The organism is Halomonas alkaliantarctica (genome assembly GCF_029854215.1).
GTDB lineage: Bacteria > Pseudomonadota > Gammaproteobacteria > Pseudomonadales > Halomonadaceae > Vreelandella > Vreelandella alkaliantarctica_A.
In genome coordinates, this window is sequence record NZ_CP122961.1 from 1,696,880 (window position 1) to 1,713,140 (window position 16,261).

A 16,261-nucleotide genomic window follows, 5' to 3' on the forward strand; every position below is an offset into this window, starting at 1 on the left:
TGGGACTCCTTCGACAGCAGGACGCGCTCTTATCGCCAAGCCCTGGTACAATGCGCACTTCGTAATGCCAACTTCCACAGCAATGGACAGATAGACAGCCTATGAGCGAGTCGGAACAGACCACAGCACCGGCCCAGAATCGCAAGCCAAAACGTCGCCGTCGTAAACCGCGTCGTCGCCAGTCGAGCTGGGATCTTCGTCAGTTTCAGGTGCCCGCCGTGGCCGGCAAGTGGCGCTTTCATGACTTTGATTTGCCGCTGCCTTTAATGCGCGCTATTCATGCCCAAGGGTTTGAGTACTGCACGCCTATTCAAGCCGAGGCCCTGCGCCAAACGCTATTGGGTGGCGACATTGTCGGCAAAGCGCAAACGGGAACCGGTAAAACCGCGGCCTTTTTGATCTCTGTGATGGCCTACTTCCTGGAAGAGCCAACACCCAATGGTCAAAAACCAGGTGCGCCGCGCGCCTTGATTATTGCGCCCACCCGCGAGCTGGCACTGCAGATCGAAAAAGATGCTAAAGCGTTAGCGCGCTTCACCCAGCTCAACGTGGCGAGTGTGGTCGGCGGTATGGACTACCAGAAGCAGCGTGAAAGCCTGGGCAGCAAGATCGATATTCTGGTGGCGACACCTGGGCGCCTGTTGGATTTCCATCAGAAGCGCGATATCGACCTCAATGAAGTCGAAGTATTGGTGTTGGATGAAGCCGACCGTATGTTGTCGATGGGCTTTATCCCCGACGTGAAGCGAATTATTCGCTACACGCCGAAGAAAGAGGAGCGTCAAACCTTCCTCTTCTCGGCCACCTTTACTGACGACATCTTGAATCTTGCCAGTCAGTGGACGCTTGATCCTGCCCACGTTGAGATCGAAGTGACCGTCGAGAATCAGGCGGATATCGATCAGCGCGTGTATTTGGTGTCTGATGACGACAAGCAGCGTTTGCTGGTTAATCTACTCCAGCAGGAAAGCTTTGAGCGCGTCATGGTCTTTGGTAACCGCCGTGACTTAGTGCGCAAGCTTGACGACCTGCTCAAAAAAGCCGGTGTCAGTGCGGCGATGCTGTCGGGGGATGTGCCTCAGAATCAGCGCATCAAGACACTGGAAAGCTTCCGTGAAGGCGAGATTCAGGTGTTGGTCGCAACCGACGTTGCTGGCCGTGGGATCCACATTGAAGACGTCAGTCACGTCATCAACTACACCCTGCCGGAAGACCCGGAAGACTACGTACACCGTATCGGTCGTACCGGTCGCGCTGGTGCCAAGGGTGTGTCGATTAGCTTCGTCGGTGAAGAGGATGCCTTCTCGCTGCCGGAAATCGAACGCTATATCAACGACAAGCTGCCCTGCGTGCATCCGCCGGAAGGTATGCTCTAAGCCGCATGCTCGATACAGCCCTCAAAAGCGAGATTCAAGACGCTTACCGTCGCGTGGTGGACACTCTTGAGCTGACCCCACGCTACGGCCAGCGCATGATGATCGCTGAAATCGCCCGGACGCTGGGTAATATAGAGAGCGACGGCGAGGGTAGGCGAACCAGCGATACCCATGTTTGTGTGCTTGAAGCAGGCACCGGTACCGGGAAAACGCTGGCTTATCTGATCGCCGCCTTGCCGATCGCGAAAGCGCGTGGCAAGCGGCTGATTATCTCGACGGCCACGGTCGCCCTCCAAGAGCAGGTGCTGAATCAGGACTTGCCTTCACTCGCCAGCCACAGCGGTATCGCCTTTCGCTATGCATTAGCCAAAGGGCGTGGCCGCTATGTGTGCGTGGCGCGTTTGGATCAGGCGCTCGAAGGTATTGAACCCAACCCGACGCTCTCGCTGTTTGAGCAGTCGCTGCAAACGCAAAGCAGTGATTTTACGGTCATTGCCAGCGATATGGCGCAAGCTTACGGTCAGGGCGAATGGGAAGGGGATCGTGATAACTGGCCTGAGGCGATTGACGATGCCCACTGGCGGCGGCTGACGGTTGATCATCGCCAATGCACGGGCAGGCGCTGCGGGCACTTTGGTGCCTGCGCGTTTTTTCGTTCCCGTCGTGAGCTTGAAAACGCCGATGTGATCGTCGCCAATCATGACCTTGTGCTGGCCGATCTAGCCTTGGGCGGTGGCGCTATTCTGCCTGACCCCGCGGACTGCATTTTTGTCTTCGATGAAGGCCACCACCTGCCCGAGAAGGCGCTTTCCCATTTCGCCCACCGCTTTGCAGTGCACGGCTGCTTGCGCTGGCTGAAAACGCTGAAAAGCAGTTTGACCGACCTTCACCAAGCGTTAGCCATTCAGCCAACGGTGTCGCGGCTGTTAGTCAGCTTGCCTGAGCTGATTCATAACCTGGAACCCGCGCTGGGCGATGTGTTTAGCATGGGGCATCAATTGGCGGAGCGGCCAAATGGTTTGGCTGATGAAGAGGCCACCCATCAATCGCGCTTTGAGAAGGGGCAAGTGCCCGATGCTCTTCGTGAACAGGCGCAGCAGCTGTTGGTGATGTTTGCTTCACTGTCGCGCTGCTTGGAAAGCATCAGTGATATTCTGCGCGAAAGTCTTGATCCCGATAAGCAGACCGGCCTCGATCGTGAGCAGGCAGAAACCTGGCTGCCGCTCGTCGCGTTGCTTCATGGCCGAGCGCTAGAAGCGCATGCGCTGTGGCAGGCGTTTAGCGAGCAGGATGTTGCTAATGAGGCGCCCAGCGCCCGTTGGATTACCCTAAGCCGTGTAGCGGGGGAGCCGGAAGTTGAGTTTTCGGCTAGCCCCGTTTCAGCAGCGCATACCTTGGCCAAGCATTTATGGGGACGCTGTCACGGTGCGGTGGTTACTTCGGCAACCCTGACCGCTTTAGGGCGCTTTGAGCGTCTGCAGGAGCGTGCAGGTCTGGCGAATCGCTACCGCTATCAGGCGCTACCGAGCCCCTTTGATTACGCCAATGCGGTGCTGCGTGTTCCCAAAGAGGCCACCGATCCTGGCGACAGGGAGGCCCACGAGCGGGCAATTGTGACTTTTGTCTCGCAATTGGCCGATAAAGAGGCGGCGCTGGTGCTGTTCTCTTCCCGTGCCCAGCTGCGCGCGGTCGATAAAGCCTTGCCCGCCAGTGTGAAGGAGCGCGTGCTCGCTCAGGATGCGTTGCCTAAGCGTGAGCTTATCGAGCGCCATCGGGCGGCCGTGGATAGGGGCGAGGGGAGTATCATCTTTGGCTTGGCGAGCTTTGCCGAGGGGATCGATCTTCCCGGCGACTATTTGACGCACGTGGTGATTACGCGGCTACCCTTTGCGGTACCCGATGACCCGGTGGGCGCTACGTTAGCGGAGTGGATAGAGAGCCAGGGTGGCAATGCGTTTATGCGCATTAGCGTGCCTGATGCGTCTATTAAGCTGGTGCAGGCCTGCGGACGCTTGATTCGCAAAGAGAGTGATCGTGGGACGATCACCTTGCTGGACAAACGGGTGATTACCCGCCGCTACGGGCAAGCACTGCTGGACGCACTGCCGCCATTTCGGCGCGAAATTAGTCGCTAGAAGGTAATAGAAAACCCCGCCGCAGCGGGGTTCTCGGATTACTTGGCGATGCGCTTTGCCAGAGTGGCGGCAAGTTTGTCGTTCATGCGGTTGAAGGTTTCCACCGTGGTGTCCCAGTCGATGCAGGCATCGGTGATGGAAACGCCATACTTCAGTTGGCTAAGGTCTTGGGTCAGTTTTTGATTGCCCCAGCCAATGTTGGATTCAACCATCAGGCCGATAATCGAGGTGTTGCCTTCCAAAATCTGGTTGGTAACATTCTCAAGCACTAACGGCTGTAGCGCGGCGTCTTTGTTGGAGTTGGCGTGGGAGCAGTCGATCATGATGTTGGGCGATAGCTTGGCTTTCTCGAGCTCTTTCTCCGCCAGGGCAACGCTTACGCTGTCGTAGTTGGGCTTACCGTTGCCACCGCGTAGAACGACGTGGCCGTAGGCGTTGCCGCGAGTGCGAATAATCGCTACCTGACCCGCCTGGTTAATGCCCAGGAAATTGTGCGGGCTGGCCACTGACTGAAGCGCGTTAATCGCCACGTCCAGGCTGCCGTCGGTACCGTTTTTAAAGCCGACCGGACAGGAGAGGCCAGACGCCATTTCCCGGTGGGTCTGGGACTCCGTGGTGCGGGCGCCAATCGCTGACCAACTGATGCAGTCTTGCAGGTACTGTGGCGAGATAGGGTCGAGGGCTTCGGTAGCGAGCGGTAAGCCCATTTCGGCCAGATCGACCAGCAATTTACGGGCGATATGCAGGCCTTCATCGATCTCGAAAGAGTCGTTGAGGTGCGGGTCGTTGATCAGGCCTTTCCAGCCAACCGTTGTGCGCGGTTTTTCGAAATAGACACGCATCACGATATACAGGCTGTCGCTGACTTGGTCCGCCAGCGCACGCAGGCGGCGGGCGTAGTCGAGGGCGGCTTCCACATCGTGGATTGAGCATGGGCCGACCACTACCAGCAGTCGGGGGTCGTTGCCATCGAGGATATTCTGAATGGTTTGACGACCTTCGATCACGGTGCGCTCTGCCGCTTCAGTTAACGGCACGGCGCTCTTGAGCGCTTCTGGCGTGGTGAGAACGTCTTGAGCGAGGACGTTAAGGTTATTAACCTGCTGTTCTGACATCTTGCTACCTGTGCTTGCACTATTTGTGAGAAAAAGTGACGGGGGCGATAAAAGTGGCACCTACTATCGCTTGCCGAGTAGGTAAAAATCAATTGTTGTGGAACTACAGCGACATTAAAAGTGTCAGCCGCAGGGTTTTGCGAAAGGGGGTAAGCGCTTGATGCGCTGCGCGGAACGCGTAACACTGGGGCCTGTGTTGTTGAAATTTAGGTCGTTAAAATTCAGTACCGTTATAAAATGCAGCAACACATTCGGGCGAGGTTTTCGCTCTTTTATTCACTCTATGATTAATCAATGCCCAAGGGACGCTATGCTGCTTGCTGTGAACGCCCACTTGTCAGGGCTAATAGGAATGGGGCTCGGCGCGCGCCGTACGAGCTGGAGGAGCGTGTGAATGGGCACTCGGGAAACAGACCAACAGCTTGTTGAACGTGCCCAAAAAGGTGATACGCGCGCTTTTGATCTGCTGGTAAAGAAATACCAGCACAAAATTATCGGCCTGATTGGTCGTTATGTTCATGACCACTCTGAAGTTCAGGATGTGGCCCAGGAGGCATTTATCAAGGCGTATCGCGCCTTGGGCAAGTTTCGCTCAGAAAGTGCGTTCTACACCTGGATGTATCGCATCGCGATTAACACGGCGAAAAACTATCTGGTCTCGCGGGGAAGGCGCCCGCCGGGAAGCGATATGGATATTGTCGACGCTGAAATTATTGATCAAAGCGGACGGTTAGCAGATTCCGAGTCACCGGAAGCGGCGATTGCCAGAGACCAGCTCGAGGCCGCGGTTTATCAGGCGATTGAAAACCTGCCCGATGACCTGCGCACGGCAATTACTTTACGCGAGCTGGACGGCCTTGCTTACGAAGATATTGCGCAGGTCATGCAGTGCCCCGTAGGCACCGTTCGATCGCGAATTTTCCGTGCTCGCGAGGCGGTTGATGAACATATTCGCCCATTAGTTTCGACGGCGCGGAACAGTCGCGATGAGTAGCGGTCAGTAGTGGTAAGGCTATATCGTCGCTAAAGAGTGCCAGCATAAAAAATGAAGGTTTTATTTTTTTTGTGAACTGTCTGGCATGTAAAGCGTCATAAAGCCTGACTATCTTGATGAGCACGTTGGATATGTCATTACGTGGTATATCACCGTGCGAAGCGCCATAGAGCTTAGCATTGCAAACTAATTAGCTTCGTCAATTTAATTAGCTTGCAAAGGAGCCTTGGCCTTGGAAGTCGTCGGAATGATGGATGCATATCACTATATGCCATCATCCCAGTACTTCTTTTAAACAGTGTGAGGGTGTGAAGTATGAGTCAAAACACACGGGAATCACTTTCGGTGTTAATGGATGGCGAGAGTGATGAGCTTGAGCTTCGCCGAGTGTTGAAGGCACTGCCAAATGATGAAGATGCGGCAGACACATGGCGTCGATATCATCTTGCCCGCAGCATGATGCAGCGCGAGCAGGGCGTCGATGTAAGTGTCGATCTTTCTTCAGGCATTATGGCCCGCCTGCGCGAAGAACCTGCTCCGGCGGTGCAAGGTGCCGAACCTGTGGCCCATCGCTCAGGTGGCATATCGTTTGCCCGCGGTGCCGGCGTTGCCGCTGCAGTGTCCCTGATGGTGATCTCTGGCGTACAGTTCTTCGGCAATGACTCATCCGTTCGCCAGGGCAGCAGTGACGTTGCGACGACTGCGCCCGGTGCTAACGGAGCTACTCAAGTGGAGCCCGTTAGCCTAGCTTCTCAGTCTGCTTCTGCAGTAGCTACACGAGCGGACATACCCATGTTTGAGCCTACGCCGTTTCGGCTTAGCGGTCAGTCGGGTCAGAGTGGCTTGATGAATATTAGCGAAGCTGGCTTTTCGGCCCAGACACCCCAGGGAGTGACCGCTTCCCAAGGTACTAATATTGATATTGATCAGATTGGCTTATTGCAGTCCTATTTAGAGCAACATACTCAGAGCGCCGCTTACGGCAGTGGTGACAGCTGGATGCCACTAATGCGCTCATCGGCAGTCGCAGAGCCATTGGGCAAGCGCTAAACGATAATGTCGTTCTTTTTTTGATGCTGCATGTTAGGTAAGAAGGGAGCTCAGAATGGGGGTGTGTAACATGATGAGTCCCCAGCGAGCGAAGTGCGCATGGGTGCTGGCGGTAGGAGTTGTTACGCTCTCGTTCCAAGCGCATGCGGAAATCGCCGATAGCTCTTCCGACGTTAGCCAGCCGGATCGACAGACAGGCTATGAGTGTGCGGTGGAATTCGAAGCGACCGCTAATAGTGCAACGCAGTGGCTTGAGCGGGGTTTATGGGCTAGCCACTGTTATGCGTTTCAAGCTAGAGCGGTGGCAATCGATGCTGTCGATGTACGCACGCTAGCATTATCACACCGCATTCAGGACGGTATTCGGCAGCAGGTGGTTCAGTATTTAGATGGCCCCTCTGTCAGCATTGAGCGTCGTTCGCCGGTAGGTAGGTTGGCCTGGACTCAAGAACACAGCAACGGTGAGCTCCCCTCACCAGCAAGATGGGCGGCTCATCTTGAGAAATATTACGCTCTTGAGCTTGAGGATAATGCTCGGGTAGCGGGTCGCGATGCGGTTAAATTGATTTTTGAGCCCCTTGACCAATGGCGTTTTTCTCGTGAATGGTGGTTAGACCGAGATACTGGTTTGCTGCTTAAGCATGTACTCATTGATCAGCAGGACAGGATCATTGAAACCTTCCAAATTACCCAGCTCCAATCGCCTCAAAAGTACACCGGTAACGTGCGAGGGAATGCGCCCAGCGTTATCATCAATACCCCTTGGCGCAGCACTTGGCTACCCGATGGTTTTGTAGCGCAACCGGTTACTTTCGCAGGTGATGATTTACATAAACGTGTCTATAGCGATGGCTTAGCCACCGTGAGTATCTTTGCGGAACCTCTTGCGTCTGGAGAAACGACGGCCTTGCAGGAAGGTGTTAAGCAGTTGGGCGTGTCTGCCGTAGCCATTGAACACACCATCACCGCTGAAGGGCGCTGGCAGTTGGTGGCCATTGGTGAACTGCCAGTAGCCACGCTGCAACGTATCGTTCGCTCAATTACTTTCGACTCGCCTGAAGGCCAAGTTCTTGAGAATGACGATGAGATTGAGCGCTAGTGTTAGATATGTGTGCATGGAAGGACAATAAATCATGACTTCCGCTCCCTATCGCTCCTTACTTGGTATGCCACTGCTTCGCTCTGGCAAGGTTGTCGACCATGTCCAGCAGGGGCTTATCGTAGAGGTTTCAGCCCAACAGGGCTGCGAGCAGTGTGCTCAGGGGCGAGGGTGCGGGCTCGGGTTGTTGGCGCGCCAGCGCAACCAGCGAGTTGCCGTAACGCTTTCCTCAAAAACGCACAGCTCTGAACGAAACTACCCGCTAGGAAGCCAGGTCACCATCAGCCTGCCGCGCGCCTCAGTCACGCTGCTGGCTTTTTTTGTTTATGGGTTGCCGCTTCTGCTTGCACTGTTGCTATCCGGCCTTGTTTCGCTCGTCAGTAATACAATTTGGCTGGCGCCACTGTTCTTTTTTATCGCTTTGGTGGGCGGTGCGCTAAGTATTAAATGCCTAATGCGCGGTCGAGGGGAACGCTTTCGCCCACGCTTGGTCAATTAGTTCACCGGCATTTTGCCGTGAGTTATTGACCTGCCTTAGATTACTATCACATTGATAAGTAGGAGCTCTTGCATGAAGCGCTTGATTCTCCCTTCCACACTATGGGTTTGTGTGGTGGCATTACTAACGTTTGGCCAGGCCGCCAGTGCGCAGGGTTTGCCTGATTTCACCGAGTTGGTTGAAGACGCCGCCCCTGGGGTGGTGAATATATCGACCAGCAGAACGGTTCAGCGTAGCAGCGCGCCGGGTTTTGGCGGGTTCGGTGGTCAGGAAATCCCAGAGATTTTCCGGCACTTCTTTGGTGATAGCTTTCCGGCTCCACCCAGTAATGGTCAGGGGCGAACGGAGGAGCGTCAGTCATTAGGCTCGGGTTTCGTCATCAGTGACGATGGCTATGTGATGACCAATGCGCATGTCGTGCAGGATGCCGATGAGATTCTTGTGCGGCTCAATGATCGGCGAGAATTGAGCGCGGAAGTGATTGGCAGTGATCCTCAAACCGATGTCGCGCTACTAAAAATCGATGCCAGTGACTTGCCCACGCTTACCTTGGGTGATTCTGATGAGCTCAAAGTAGGTGAGTGGGTAGCCGCCATTGGCTCACCTTTTGGTTTTGATCATTCAGTGACTGCGGGGATTGTCAGTGCGATTAACCGTACTTTACCCCGCGATGCATATGTGCCGTTTATTCAGACCGATGTGGCAATCAACCCTGGTAATTCCGGTGGCCCGCTCTTCAACCTAGACGGAGAAGTGGTAGGCATCAACTCGCAAATCTTTACCCGCAGTGGCGGCTTTATGGGCGTCTCGTTTGCCATCCCTATCAATGTTGCCATGGATGTTGCGGATCAACTGCGTGAAGGCGGTCGGGTGGATCGCGGCTGGCTAGGCGTCATGATTCAGCCCGTTTCTGAAGATCTGGCCGAATCTTTTGGGATGGATAATGCGATTGGCGCCTTGATTGCCGACCTTGATCCCGAAGGCCCCGCAGCCCAAGGAGGACTTCAGGCTGGCGATGTCATTCTTGAAGTCAATGGCGAAGAGGTTGAGCGTTCAAGCTCACTGCCGCGTCTGATTGGCAAAGGTGCGCCAGGCACCGAAGTGGAGCTCACCTTAATGCGTGACGGGGAAGAGCTGACCGAGTCAGTCGAGTTAGGTAGTTGGCCAAATGCCGAGGAGCAAACGGACCAAGCCAGCAGCAATAATCAATCCCGTCTTGGCGTGATGGTCGCTGAACTTGATGAGGCCATGCGCGAGCAGTTGAATATTCCGGGTGGCGTAATCGTTCGCCAAGTAGAGTCTGGCAGCGTGGCCGCTGAAGCGGGTATTCGCACTGGGGATGTGTTGGTGAGCATCGATCACCGCAGTGTTTCCTCTTCCGACGAACTGGTAGAGATCGTTGAGACGTTGCCAACTGACCGCGCTATCCCAGTACGTCTGTTCCGCGACGGGCATTCACTATTCGTCGCGCTGCGTCTGGAATAACCCACCTATTTTCACTCCTGGTCCGGCGGTTCTCGCCGGACCGCTGTTCCTAGCCTGCGCATATCGCTACAATAGCGGATATCTTTTTGTCGGAAATGGCCCTTATTTGTAAACGGCAGCTGTTTTCGAGCTTTGAACTCTCGAAGCGGCCTGCTAATGCGGCCGCTTGCGTACCACTAAGGCAGAACAGACTCGATGTCCCAAGACGTTCCCAACGGAAAGCTTAAGCACATACGCAATTTCTCGATAATCGCACATATTGACCACGGTAAATCGACGCTATCTGATCGCCTGATCCAGACCTGCGAAGGGTTAACCGAGCGTGAGCTTAAAGAGCAAGTGCTCGACTCCATGGACATAGAACGCGAGCGTGGTATTACCATCAAGGCGCAGTCGGTGACGCTGGATTACACGGCTGCCGACGGTCAGGTTTACCAGTTGAACTTTATCGATACGCCTGGCCATGTCGACTTCTCCTACGAAGTGTCGCGCTCGCTCTACGCCTGTGAAGGTGCGCTGCTGGTGGTAGATGCAGCGCAAGGCGTCGAAGCCCAGTCGGTGGCCAACTGCTATACCGCGATCGAGCAAGGCCTGGAAGTTCTGCCGGTGCTTAACAAAATCGATTTACCCCAGGCCGATTGTGACAAGGTTTCTCAGGAAATCGAGGAGATCATCGGCCTTGATGCTACCGATGCCTGCCGTGTGTCGGCTAAAAGCGGTATTGGCATTGACGCCCTGCTTGAACGCTTGGTGCGCGATATTCCGCCGCCCAAAGGCGATCCGGATGCACCCTTACAAGCGCTTATTATCGACTCCTGGTTTGATAACTATCTCGGCGTAGTCTCGCTGGTTCGTCTGTTTGATGGAACGCTGCGCAAAGGCGATAAGATCCGTATTAAATCGACGGGCCGCGATTGGGGCACCACGGAAGTGGGTATTTTTACCCCCCAGCGTAAACAGACGAATATCCTGCGTGCCGGTGAAGTCGGTTTTATTGTCGCTGGCATCAAGGAGATTCACGGGGCACCGGTGGGCGATACGATTACCCATACTAAAACCCCTGATGTCGCCCGCTTGCCTGGTTTCCAAAAAGTGAAGCCGCAGGTCTATGCCGGTATGTTCCCGGTTAGCGCGGATGATTACGAAGACTTCCGCGATGCGCTAGAAAAACTGGCGCTTAACGATGCCTCTCTTGAATATGTGCCAGAGAATTCCGACGCCCTTGGTTTCGGTTTCCGTGTGGGCTTTCTTGGCACACTACACATGGAGATTGTCCAGGAGCGCCTGGAGCGCGAGTATAATATTGATCTGCTTACCACTGCGCCAACGGTGGTTTACGAATTAGCGATGAAAAATGGCGACGTTGAGTACGTTTCCAATCCTTCAAAGCTGCCCGATATGGCCGACGTAGATGAAATGCGCGAGCCGGTTGTCCGCGCAAGCATCTTGGTCCCCCAGGAGTACGTCGGTAACGTTATTACCGAGTGTGAACAGCGCCGCGGTACACAGCGGGATATGCAATTCTTGGGCAACCAGATTCAACTGGCCTATGAGCTGCCGATGTCGGAAGTCGTCATGGACTTCTTTGATCGCCTGAAATCTATCTCGAAGGGGTATGCGTCGCTTGAGTACAACTTCGAACGCTTTGAAGAGGCCAAATTGGTGCGTTTAGACGTACTGATTAACGGCGATAAAGTCGATGCATTAGCCGTCATTATCCACCGTGACCATGCTCACCAGCGCGGCCGTTTGCTGGTGGAAAAAATGAAAGAGTTGATCCCACGGCAGATGTTTGATGTGGCGATTCAGGCTGCCATTGGCGGCCAGGTGGTGGCTCGTTCCACTGTGAAAGCGCTGCGCAAGAACGTGACGGCCAAGTGTTATGGCGGCGATGTCAGCCGTAAGAAAAAACTGCTCGAGAAACAGAAAGCGGGTAAGAAACGCATGAAACAAGTGGGGCGTGTGGAAATTCCCCAGGATGCCTTCCTTGCTGTGCTCAAGGTTAACGACTAGGAAAGAACGCCACTCATGGATTTTTCATTATTACTGGTACTTGCCGTTGCGCTCTCGGGCGTTATTTACCTGTTGGACGTGTGGCTATTAAAGCCCAAGCGACGCCAACGCTTCGCCGCAGCGGAGGCCAACACCCAGGAGGGGCTGGATCCAGTTACCAGCGAAAAACTACTTAAAGAACCTTGGCCGGTCGACTACGCGCGCTCGTTTTTTCCAGTTCTACTGGTAGTGTTGGTGGTGCGTAGTTTTATCATTGAACCCTTTCAGATTCCCTCGGGTTCAATGCGGCCTACGCTTGAAGTGGGTGACTTTATCCTGGTCAACAAGTTTGCCTATGGCCTACGCTTGCCGGTGGTGAATACCCGCTTTATCGAAGTAGATGACCCAGAGCGTGGCGATGTAATGGTGTTTCGCTTTCCTGAAGAGCCCTCGGTGAATTTCATTAAGCGTGTGGTTGGTATTCCTGGTGATCGTATCCGTTATGAAGGCAAGCAGCTCTACGTTAACGGTGAGCCAGTGACCAAGGAACTGATCGAAGAGAGTCCAGAAGGTTCGCCCCAGCAGCGACTGTTAGAAGAGCGCCTTGGCGACGCCGAGCACTTTATTTATAACAATCCGCGCGACCCTGGCCCACAAATGCGTGAAGTGGAAGTACCTGAAGGTCACTATTTCATGATGGGTGACAACCGTGACCACTCCAACGACAGCCGCTATTGGGGCTTTGTGCCGGAAGAAAATATTGTCGGCCAAGCGTTTGCAGTGTGGATGCATTGGGATGGCGGGTTGCCAAGCTTTACCAGCGTGCGTCACATTGAATGAAGACGCTGCTTACGCTGAATTTAGTTAGTTATGTCACTTTAGTTAACGTCAATGACGTAGGAGAGCTGTGAGTAATTCCTTGAACGCTTTTTGCCGACGAATCGGCCATACCTTTGGTGATGATACGCTATTGGAATTGGCCTTGACCCACCGTAGCTTCGGTGGTCGCAACAATGAGCGCCTGGAGTTCCTAGGTGACTCCATCGTTAACTTTGTCATCGCCGAAGCGCTGTTTCAGCGCTTTCCCCAGGCCCGAGAAGGGCAGCTCTCACGCCTGCGCGCACGCCTGGTGAAGGGGCAAACCCTGGCGGAGCTGGCCCGAGAAATGGAGTATGGCGAATGCTTGCGGTTAGGCTCTGGCGAGATGAAAAGCGGCGGGCATCGGCGTGAATCTATTCTGGCGGATGCGGTAGAAGCCATTATTGGCGCTATCTATCTGGATGCCGGGATGGACGTGGTGCGTGAGCGTGTGTTGGATTGGTATGCAGAAAGGCTGGATAACATCTCGTTACAAGATACTCAGAAAGACCCCAAAACGCGGCTACAGGAATTTTTGCAGTCGCGCCAAGCCGCGTTGCCGCGATATGAAGTTGTCTGCGTGAAGGGAGAGGCGCATGCCCAGACCTTTACCGTGGAGTGCTACATTGATCTTTTAGCAGAGCATACCACTGGTAAAGGTCCTAGCCGCCGCCATGCTGAACAGCAAGCGGCAGAAGAAGCGTTGTCGTACCTCGAAAAAAGCCCTGGAGATAAATCATGAGCCAAACCTGCGGATTCGTTGCCATTGTCGGCCGACCCAACGTGGGCAAATCGACCCTCATGAACCGTATTCTGGGGCAGAAAATATCGATTACCTCACGGCGCCCACAAACCACGCGCCATAAGGTCATGGGTATTAAAACGGTCGATGAGACGCAGTTTATCTATGTCGATACCCCAGGCATGCATATCATGTCCAAGGATCGCAATAAAGCGATTAACCGCTTTATGAATCAGGCAGCCACCCAGGCGCTGCGCGATGTCGACTGTGTGGTGTTTATTATCGACCGCACTCGCTGGACGGAAGAGGACCAGGCGGTATTAAAACGCCTGGAACACGTTAAAGCGCCGATAATTCTGGCGGTGAATAAAGTCGACCGTTTAGGCGAAAAGGGCGATTTATTGCCTTGGCTTGCGGAGGTTGGCGCTCGCCGGGACTTCGCCGCCATCGTGCCGATTTCAGCCAAGCACGGCACCCAGGTAGATACCCTGGAAGAGGAGGTGGCCAAACACCTGCCTGAGAGCGTTCACTTCTTCCCTGAAGACCAGATTACCGATAAAAGCCTGCGCTTTATGGCCGCCGAGCTGGTGCGTGAAAAAGTCATGCGCCAGTTGGGCGATGAGTTGCCCTACCAGATGACCGTTGAAATTGAAGAGTTCCGCGAGACCGAACGTGTAACGCATATCAGCGCGCTCATTCTTGTTGAACGCCAGGGACAAAAGGTCATTTTGATTGGTGAAAATGGCGATCGACTCAAGAGTATTGGCCGCGAAGCGCGCCTGGATATGGAGCGCGCGCTAGGGACTAAGGTCATGCTCAATTTATGGGTGAAAGTGAAGCGTGGTTGGTCAGATGACGAGCGCGCCCTGAAAAGCCTGGGTTACGACCTCGATTGAAGGTAGCGATGACGCCAGAGCCGGCTTTTTTACTTCATCGTCGGCCATATCGCGAAACCAGTGCGCTGGTGGATCTATTAACGCTTGATTACGGTAGGGTGCGCGCCGTTGCCCATGGAGGGCAGCGGCCTGGCTCAAAATCGCGCCAGCGGCTCCAGCCGTTCACACCGCTATTCGTGAGTTGGCAGGGCAATCGTGATTTAAAGCGGCTTACGCTAATGGAGTCGCGCGGGCAGACGGCGCTGCTAGCCGGTGAAGGTCTTTTATGTGGGCTCTACGCCAATGAGATCGCCACCCGGCTGCTACCGTTAGAGCTTCCAGCCCCTGAGGTTTTCGCGTTTTATACCGCGCTACTCGAAGCGCTACCAGCGCCCGCGGAACGCGCATTGGCACTTCGCCGCTATGAGTGGTCGCTGCTAGAGGCGCTTGAGGCCACGCCGCAGTTTACGACGCCGGAGGGTGGCGTTCTGGATCCCCAGCTCCGCTACCGTTTTGACGCCGCCAGCCGCGCATTTATGCCAGCTGAGCGAGGGCTCGACGGCAGAACGCTGCGCTACATTGAGCAGGGTGATTGGCAGCATGAAGGCCTTGCCAATGCATTGAAGGCGGTAATGCGAGCAGCGCTGGCACCTCATCTTGGCTCCACTGTTTTGCGTTCGCGAGAGCTGATGCTCGATTTAGCGCGGCGTCGCCATCGCCCTTAATGTTTTGAATGTTCTGTTCACACACTCTTATTTTATCGCTGCGCTGGAGGCATTATGCACCCCCCTCGGATTCTGTTAGGCGTCAATATTGACCACATTGCGACACTTCGCCAAGCCCGAGGTACCCGCTATCCGGACCCTGTGCAAGCCGCCCTTGTGGCCGAAGAGGCGGGTGCCGATGGCATTACGGTGCATCTGCGTGAAGACCGTCGCCATATTCAGCCTCGGGATGTTCGCATTCTGGCCGAAGTGCTTAATACACGCATGAATCTGGAAATGGCGGTTACCGAAGAGATGCTGGCGCTGGCCGAAGAAGTACGCCCCGCCCATGTTTGTTTAGTGCCGGAAAAACGCGAAGAGCTGACCACCGAAGGCGGTCTCGATGTTGTCGGCGGCTTCGACGCTATTGCCAGCGCCTGCCAGCGGCTAAGTGCGGCGGGTTGCGATGTGTCCCTGTTTATCGACCCAGAGGTGGAGCAGATTGATGCTGCCCAGCGCGCTGGAGCGCCGACTATTGAGCTGCATACGGGCGCTTACGCAGAAGCTCGCCCCGGCAGCAATGCCGCGAACGCCGAGTATCACCGCTTAACCGCCGCCGCTACCCACGCTATTTCACTGGGGCTGGTCGTCAACGCCGGTCACGGCCTGCACTACCATAACGTTGAGGCGATTGCGGCACTGCCCGGCGTTAACGAACTCAATATCGGCCATGCCATTATTGCCCGTGCGCTGTTTGTTGGCCTGAAAGAGGCCGTGCAGGAGATGAAGCGCTTGATCATCGCTGGCCAGGAGGCAGGTTTAATGGCCGCTCTCGACGCCCACGACCATGATCATGAAGATCACTCAGAGCATGTGCATAATGGCTGCTGCGGGCACTAATCAAAGGTTTCCATTCAGAGGTTTATTTAGGCGATGATTGTGGGGATTGGCTCGGATATTGCTCGCGTAGAGCGCTTTGCACGGGCCATGCAGCGGCATGGCCCGCGCTTTGCGCTACGCATTTTAGGCCCTGAAGAGCATGCGCTATGGCAGCAGAAATCCCAGCCCGCCGCGTTTCTGGCCAAACGCTTTGCTGCCAAAGAGGCGTTCGTTAAAGCGCTGGGGTTAGGCCTACGTCAGGGAGTGCAGTGGTGTGATATTCAGGTGCTGAACGATGCCTTGGGTAAGCCCTATTTCCTGCTTAACGGGGTAGCTGAACGTCTCCTGCAAGCCGCAGGAGTCACCAACAGCCACGTTACGTTGAGCGATGAAGCCGAGTATGCGGTGGCTTTTGTTGTATTAGAGCGTGAAGCACAAGACTAACGTTAAGTTTTGAT

The 16,261-nt window shown here is 54.8% G+C and carries 15 protein-coding genes; 14 read left to right on the plus strand and 1 reads right to left on the minus strand.

The window, feature by feature from the left end:
* Positions 1-101 precede the first annotated feature (101 nt).
* Together rhlB and dinG are read left to right on the plus strand one after the other, a co-directional pair.
* On the plus strand, positions 102-1,376 hold the full coding sequence (rhlB, locus tag QEN58_RS07680; RefSeq protein WP_071692903.1) for an ATP-dependent RNA helicase RhlB: 1,275 nt from the start codon (positions 102-104) through the stop codon (positions 1,374-1,376).
* 5 nt (positions 1,377-1,381) lie between these two features.
* Positions 1,382-3,511 carry an ATP-dependent DNA helicase DinG gene (dinG, locus tag QEN58_RS07685; protein ID WP_280106519.1) on the plus strand — a complete coding sequence of 710 codons (2,130 nt, stop codon included), beginning with the start codon at positions 1,382-1,384 and terminating at the stop codon, positions 3,509-3,511.
* Between the two features lie 38 nt (positions 3,512-3,549).
* Here the strand turns inward: dinG and QEN58_RS07690 are convergent, their stop codons facing one another.
* The gene (locus QEN58_RS07690; RefSeq protein WP_280106520.1) at positions 3,550-4,626 is read right to left on the minus strand and encodes a 3-deoxy-7-phosphoheptulonate synthase; all 1,077 of its coding nucleotides are present in this window, start codon (positions 4,624-4,626) and stop codon (positions 3,550-3,552) included.
* Positions 4,627-5,020: 394 nt separating this feature from the next.
* Here QEN58_RS07690 and rpoE point away from each other — a divergent pair, with 394 nt between their 5' ends.
* From rpoE to acpS, 12 genes are all read left to right on the plus strand, one after another.
* Positions 5,021-5,620, plus strand: coding sequence for an RNA polymerase sigma factor RpoE (rpoE, locus tag QEN58_RS07695; protein WP_071692906.1), 600 nt, complete (start codon positions 5,021-5,023; stop codon positions 5,618-5,620).
* A 315-nt stretch (positions 5,621-5,935) separates the two neighbouring features.
* The gene (locus QEN58_RS07700; protein WP_280106521.1) at positions 5,936-6,670 is read left to right on the plus strand and encodes a sigma-E factor negative regulatory protein; all 735 of its coding nucleotides are present in this window, start codon (positions 5,936-5,938) and stop codon (positions 6,668-6,670) included.
* A gap of 70 nt (positions 6,671-6,740) precedes the next feature.
* Positions 6,741-7,769, plus strand: a complete 1,029-nt coding sequence (locus QEN58_RS07705) for a MucB/RseB C-terminal domain-containing protein (RefSeq protein WP_280106522.1) — start codon at positions 6,741-6,743, stop codon at positions 7,767-7,769.
* 34 nt (positions 7,770-7,803) lie between these two features.
* Entirely contained in the window at positions 7,804-8,268 is a 465-nt protein-coding gene (locus QEN58_RS07710; RefSeq protein WP_280106523.1) for a SoxR reducing system RseC family protein, read from the plus strand.
* 72 nt (positions 8,269-8,340) lie between these two features.
* The gene (locus QEN58_RS07715) at positions 8,341-9,753 is read left to right on the plus strand and encodes a DegQ family serine endoprotease (protein WP_280106524.1); all 1,413 of its coding nucleotides are present in this window, start codon (positions 8,341-8,343) and stop codon (positions 9,751-9,753) included.
* A 195-nt stretch (positions 9,754-9,948) separates the two neighbouring features.
* Positions 9,949-11,766, plus strand: a complete 1,818-nt coding sequence (gene lepA, locus QEN58_RS07720) for a translation elongation factor 4 (RefSeq protein ID WP_280106525.1) — start codon at positions 9,949-9,951, stop codon at positions 11,764-11,766.
* A 15-nt stretch (positions 11,767-11,781) separates the two neighbouring features.
* A complete protein-coding gene (lepB, locus tag QEN58_RS07725; RefSeq protein ID WP_280106526.1) occupies positions 11,782-12,585 on the plus strand; it encodes a signal peptidase I in 804 nt (267 codons plus the stop codon).
* Between the two features lie 67 nt (positions 12,586-12,652).
* The gene (rnc, locus tag QEN58_RS07730; protein WP_280106527.1) at positions 12,653-13,345 is read left to right on the plus strand and encodes a ribonuclease III; all 693 of its coding nucleotides are present in this window, start codon (positions 12,653-12,655) and stop codon (positions 13,343-13,345) included.
* The gene (gene era, locus QEN58_RS07735; protein ID WP_280106528.1) at positions 13,342-14,241 is read left to right on the plus strand and encodes a GTPase Era; all 900 of its coding nucleotides are present in this window, start codon (positions 13,342-13,344) and stop codon (positions 14,239-14,241) included. Before rnc ends, era begins: the two co-directional genes overlap by 4 nt.
* Before the next feature lie 8 nt (positions 14,242-14,249).
* Positions 14,250-14,945, plus strand: a complete 696-nt coding sequence (gene recO, locus QEN58_RS07740; protein WP_280106529.1) for a DNA repair protein RecO — start codon at positions 14,250-14,252, stop codon at positions 14,943-14,945.
* A gap of 54 nt (positions 14,946-14,999) precedes the next feature.
* Complete coding sequence (gene pdxJ / locus QEN58_RS07745; RefSeq protein WP_280106530.1) at positions 15,000-15,824, plus strand: pyridoxine 5'-phosphate synthase; 825 nt, start codon at positions 15,000-15,002, stop codon at positions 15,822-15,824.
* Positions 15,825-15,857: 33 nt separating this feature from the next.
* Positions 15,858-16,247: a holo-ACP synthase gene (gene acpS / locus QEN58_RS07750; RefSeq protein WP_280106531.1), complete on the plus strand. Its 390-nt coding sequence runs from the start codon at positions 15,858-15,860 to the stop codon at positions 16,245-16,247.
* Positions 16,248-16,261 lie beyond the last annotated feature (14 nt).